4 protein-coding genes and 1 pseudogene are annotated in these 5,622 nt (G+C 68.3%); 4 read left to right on the forward strand and 1 reads right to left on the reverse strand.

The features are described 5' to 3' along the window. Positions 1-621: MFS transporter (locus G3N98_RS38220; protein WP_206151025.1), on the reverse strand; the 621-nt coding region annotated here is incomplete at its 3' end. Positions 622-1,096: 475 nt separating this feature from the next. On the opposite strand from G3N98_RS38220, the gene G3N98_RS38225 reads away from it, so the two are divergent. The 4 genes and pseudogenes from G3N98_RS38225 to G3N98_RS38240 all read left to right on the forward strand — a co-directional run. Further along, positions 1,097-2,161 (forward strand): 2,3-butanediol dehydrogenase, encoded by a 1,065-nt coding sequence (locus tag G3N98_RS38225; protein WP_089475036.1) that lies wholly within the window; start codon positions 1,097-1,099, stop codon positions 2,159-2,161. Positions 2,162-2,605: 444 nt separating this feature from the next. After that, positions 2,606-4,543, forward strand: coding sequence for a HAMP domain-containing sensor histidine kinase (locus G3N98_RS38230; protein ID WP_206151026.1), 1,938 nt, complete (start codon positions 2,606-2,608; stop codon positions 4,541-4,543). 154 nt (positions 4,544-4,697) lie between these two features. Then, on the forward strand, positions 4,698-5,354 hold the full coding sequence (locus tag G3N98_RS38235) for a VC0807 family protein (protein WP_089475678.1): 657 nt from the start codon (positions 4,698-4,700) through the stop codon (positions 5,352-5,354). Positions 5,355-5,428: 74 nt separating this feature from the next. Next, positions 5,429-5,622, forward strand: a pseudogene (locus G3N98_RS38240) (CPBP family intramembrane glutamate endopeptidase); the annotation flags it as partial.

Consider the following 5,622-nt stretch of genomic DNA (forward strand, 5'->3'; position numbering starts at 1 on the left):
TCCGATGCGTGGTGCAGCGGCCTGCCGCGACGGCACATCGGCGGATGTCGTGACGGGCACCGCAGCCGCCGCGGCGAGCGTCAGCGCCGCGGCCGCGAGCCAGCCGTTGCGCCAGCCGCCGAGCAGCGGCCCGACCAGCATCGACAGCGCCATGCCGACCGGCATGAACGTGCTCCACAGGCCGAATACGAGATTGCGCCGCTCGGGCGGCGTCACGCGATTCAGCACGGCCGGCGCGGCAACCACCACGATCACGAAACCGAGCCCTTCGACGAAACGCGTGGCCAGCAACAGCGTGAAGCTGCCGACCCATGCGCCGGCGACACTCGACAGGCCGAGGATCACGAGGCCCGCGATCAGCAGCAGCCGGTCGCCCCAGCGTCGCACCAGCAGGCCGGCCGCGATGCCGCCGAACACGCCGACGAACGGAAACACCGACATGATCCCGCTCAGCGACGCAAGCGAGCCGCCGAATTCGTGCTGGAGCGACGGCAACGCGATCGTCGCCTTGCCGACGTGCAGCGCCGACACGATGCTCGCCAGCACGACGTTCGCGACGGCGGCCCGGTAGCTGCGCGACGGCAGCGTGGCGGCATCGGCCGCGACAGGCGATTCGGTCATCTCCCCCTCCGTTGAAACGGCCGCGTGCAACGGGATGCATCACGCGTCCGGGATCGGACTGGCGCACATGATACAAATTGAAGTTAACTTCAAGTAAAGGGGTAATGTGCGCAACGATCCGTTCCGCCGATCGCGGCAATGGATCGGCGTGGCAACGTGCGTCTCGCGATTCGTCTCATTGCGCTGAGACGAACGTCCCAGCGTCTCATCCGGCCGGAGCTTTTGCTTCCGCAGCAAATTTCACCCTCTGCTTCCGTCAAATCATTTCCTGTCAAAGAGCCTGTAAATGGTGCATCGCATCGTTCCGATCCCGTCCGATCGCCGTCCGGCGCCCCCACTCGAGCTGGCCCCGTTCCTGCATACCGGTCGTTCGCGCACTCGCGCGACGGGCGCACCGGCAGCCACGCCTCGCGCCCGACGACAACCTGATGGAGACAGCAACGTGAGTACACCGGCAACGACCACCGCCCCGAGCATGAAAGCCGCCGTCTGGCACGGCCGCCACGACATCCGCGTCGAACAGGTTCCCGTTCCCGAGCGCCCGCCGGCAGGCTGGGTGACGATTCGCGTGCACTGGTGCGGGATCTGCGGCTCGGACCTGCACGAATACGTCGCGGGCCCGGTCTTCATCCCGGTCGACGCGCCGCATCCGCTGACGGGTCTGAAGGGCCAGTGCATCCTCGGCCACGAGTTCAGCGGCGAGATCGCCGAGCTCGGCGCGGGCGTGACGGGCTACGCGGTCGGCGATCGCGTGACGGCCGACGCCTGCCAGCATTGCGGCACCTGCTGGTATTGCAAGCATGGGCTGTACAACATCTGCGAGAACCTCGCGTTCACCGGGCTGATGAACAACGGCGCATTCGCCGAATACGTGAACGTGCCGGCCGAGTTGCTGTACAAGCTGCCCGACGACTTCCCGACCGAGGCCGGCGCGCTGATCGAACCGCTCGCGGTCGGGCTGCATGCGGTGAAGAAGGCCGGCAACATCGTCGGGCAGACCGTCGTCGTGGTCGGCGCGGGCACGATCGGCCTGTGCACGATCATGTGCGCGAAGGCCGCGGGCGCCGGGCGCGTGATCGCGCTGGAAATGTCGGCCGCGCGCAAGCAGAAGGCGCTGGAGGTCGGCGCAAGCGTCGTCATCGATCCGAAGACGTCCGACGCGATCGCGGAAGTCAAGGCGCTGACCGGCGGCTACGGCGCCGACGTGTCGTTCGAGTGCATCGGCCACACCACCACCGCGAAGCTCGCGATCGACGTGATCCGCAAGGCCGGCAAGTCGGTGATGGTCGGGATCTTCGAGGAGCCGGCGCCGTTCAACTTCTTCGACATCGTGTCGACCGAGAAGGAAGTGATCGGCTCGCTCGCATACAACGGCGAATTCGCGGACGTGATCCGCTTCATCGCGGACGGCCGCATCGACGTGCAGCCGCTCATCACCGGACGCATCGCGCTCGGCGACATCGTCTCGCATGGCTTCGAGGAACTGGTCAACCACAAGGACCGGAACGTGAAGATCATCGTCCAGCCCGCCCTCGCCTGACCACGCGCGCGGCCGCGGCAGCGATTCGCGCCGCGGCACGCGGGCTGCAAGCGTCACCCTGGAGCGTCGCCCGCGCGCGGGCGGCGCACCTGCCTGCCGCTCCCTTCCGGCACGCCCTCCTTGCCGCCGTCGTCCGTCGCGAACTTCGTGCCGCGCATCGCTCGAACCCGACGACCATAAACATTCGCAATCCAAACCATCCGTCGTCATGCGCCACCGGTGCGATGCGCGCTCAGGGTTTCTCCGGATCAAGCGCGATTCGTCCGATGTCGACAGGACACTGACGCAAGGTGATCCTGTGCAAGGCACGATCCGGCCTCCCGGCCGGGATCGTTGCCGCCCCCTTGAAGGCGGCCCCCGCCCCCCACAAAACCTTACGGTGTCGCGGCGCCGACAGGCCGAGAATACGGGCCCACCCGGGATAGCTTGCAAACATGGTGTGTCATGAATCATTCATTCTCGTTTAGCCGGGAACGCGCATATCACATTCGATCGCTGACGATCCAGCAGAAGACCCATATCGGCTTCGCACTCGTCACCACGCTGCTGGCCTTGCTGTGCGGCACGATCATCTGGGGGAGTGTCAGGCAATACCGGCAGGAGAATGCCGACCTGCAGAGCTTCGAATTCGTCCGCGGCGCGATGAGCGCCGCCAACGTGATCTCGGCCGAACGCGGCCCGACGAACGACCTGCTGGTGCGCCCGCAGGACGACGGCGCCACCGAGGTCCGCCACCTGCTCGCCGCGCGCGTGCGTTCCGACCAGGCGCTCGACCATTTTCGCGGCGGCATCGCGCAGGCGACCGTGCTCGACGATCGCGAACGCAGCAACCTGCTGCATGCGCTCGACTCGGTCCGGATCACGCTCGCCGATGCGCGCACGGAAGTCGATGCACTCGGCATGCGGCCGCGCGCGACACGCGGCGTTCACGATATCCAGCACGCGCAGGCGCGCCTGTTCCGGATCGTCGACACGCTGTCGCTGCTGATCGACGGCGCCATGACCGACACCGCGATGGGCGACCCGCGCACCTCGGGGGCGATCCTGCTCGCGCGGCTTCTCGGCGATCTCCGCGAATACGCGGGCCGCACGGGCTCGCTGCTCATCGCGCCGATGTTCGCGCGGCAGGCGCTCGAGCGCACGCAGTTCGCGGACATCATGCGGATGCGCGGCCGCATCGAGCAACTGCGCGCGCTGATCGACGGCTCGATCGGCGCGCAGCTCGACGACCCTGACGTGGCACGCGAATACGCGCAGCTCAACGGGGCCTTCGACGCGCACATCCTGCCGCTCGTCGACGCGGCCGTCGCCGGCGGCAAGCACGGCGTCTATGCGATGAGTGCGGCCGACTTTTCCCGCGCGATCGTGCCGCATTTCCGGCCGAGCGAGCGGCTGCGCGACCGCGTGATCGACCTGGCCCGGCATCGTGCGATCGGCGGCCGGAACACCGCCCGGATCAAGGTCGCGTTGTCGGCCTTCGCCACGACACTGTGCGTCGCGATCCTGGCCTCGCTCGCGCGCGGCGTGCAGCGACTGCTGTCGAAGCCGCTCGATGCGCTCGGCCGCCGGATCGTCGCGCTCAGCGATGGCGATACGTCGCACGTCGCGATGCCGCGCGGCATCGGGCCCGAGATCACGCAGATCCACCACGCGCTGGAAACCTTGCGCCACGCGACCGTCCGCCGCGACATGCTCGAGCGCCAGCGCAACGACATGCTGACGCTGTTCTCGCACGACATGCGCGCCCCGCTGACCTCGCTGATCATCCTGATCGACACGCAGGCGCGACGATCGGGCGACGGGCAGATGAAGCAGCAGTTCGCGAGGATCGGCAAGCTGGCGCGGCACACGCTGGCGCTGGCCGACGGCTTCGCGCAGCTCTCGCGTGCGGAGGCCAGCGACTACGAGCGCGTGCCGGTCAACCTCGCCGACCTGATGAACGAGGCACGCGACGCGGTGTGGCCGCTCGCGCACCGGAAATCCATGTCGATCGACGACGTGCCGCGGCGCGACGACACGATCGTGCTGGGCGACCCGGCACTGCTGTCGCGCGCGCTGATCAACCTGCTGGACAACGCCATCAAGTACAGCGCGTCGCTGACGAGCGTCGAATGCAGGGTCGAGCCGGGCGCCGACGGCAGGACCGTGCGCTGCACGATCCGCGACAGCGGGTGCGGGATCAGCAGCGCGGACCAGACGCGGCTGTTCGAGCGTTACCGGCGCTTCCGCACCGCCGGCCAGCCGGAAACCAGCGGCGTCGGGCTCGGCATGGCGTTCGTCAAGACCGTCGTCGAGCGGCACGAAGGCACGATCCACGTGCACAGCGTCATGCTGCAGGGCACCACGGTCACGATCACGCTGCCTGCCGCGGCGTTTCCATGACGATGGCATCGGCACCGGCGCCGGCGGCACGCGGCCGACACGGCACCGCAGCCCCACCCGATTCTTCGATATACTCAATCGAACCCTTTTCGGGGCAACCGCGGGCCACCACGCCCTTTGCAGGTTCGCCCCACCCTGCGTGGAATTGCTCACCGTGAAACCGCGAGCCGGACTGATCCTCGAACTCTTCGTCAACCTCGTGCTGCCCTGGATTGCCTACCGGGCCGCGCAGCCGTCTTTCGGCGAAACCGGCGCGCTGTACGCGTCGGCGGTCCCGCCGATCATCTGGTCGATCGTCGAATTCATCCGCTCGCGCCGCGTCGATGCGGTGGCGGCCATCGTGCTGCTGGGCATCGCGCTGTCGATCCTCGGGATGGCGCTCGGCGGCAGCGCGCGCACGCTGCTGATGCGCGAATCGCTCGCGTCGGGCACGATCGGCGTCGTGTTCCTGCTGTCGCTGTTCCGCGAACGCCCGCTGATCTTCTACCTGGCCCGCGCCACGGTGGCCCGCGAGATGGATGGCGGCGCCGCGCATTTCGAAGCCGTCTGGGAAGCCCAGCCGGGGCTGCGGCAGATGCTCCGGCGGATGACCTTCGTGTGGGGCGCGTTCATGACGCTGGAAATGCTGCTGCGCCTCTGGATGGTCGTGACCTGGCCGGTCGAACGCGTGCTGGTCGTGTCGCCGATCATGGGCTACACCGTGTTCGGCTGTCTGCTGCTGTGGACGTTCTGGTACCGGCGGCGGATGCGCGAGCGCAACAGCGTCCACGTCCCGGGCCGCGACAGCGTCACCGAAACCGCCGGCCGCTGACCGCTCTCCACCGGCATCGCAAGCCGGCTGCTGTATGATGCGCGGCGTCTCGTCCGACGAATGCCGCTCCTGTCATGTCCCTTTCGCTCCTTCCGTCCGCCACGATCTGGCTCGCGCTGTTCGCGGCCGCCGCGTTCGCGTGGCATCGCCCGCAGCACGGCCTGAGCGTCGGCCTCGCCGCGCTCGGCTATGCGTGCGCGCTGGCGTTCGGCAAGCTCGGGCCGCTCGCGCTGGCCCCGCTCGCGTTGCTGGGCGCGGCCGCCTGGGG

The sequence above is a fragment of the Burkholderia sp. Tr-20390 genome (genome assembly GCF_017104595.1).
Lineage (GTDB): Bacteria > Pseudomonadota > Gammaproteobacteria > Burkholderiales > Burkholderiaceae > Burkholderia.

Bases quoted from the DNA above. Each gene is read 5' to 3' on its own strand.
- G3N98_RS38225 (WP_089475036.1), top strand. From the start codon at position 1,097: ATGAAAGCCGCCGTCTGGCACGGCCGCCACGACATCCGCGTCGAACAG.
- G3N98_RS38230 (WP_206151026.1), top strand. From the start codon at position 2,606: ATGAATCATTCATTCTCGTTTAGCCGGGAACGCGCATATCACATTCGA.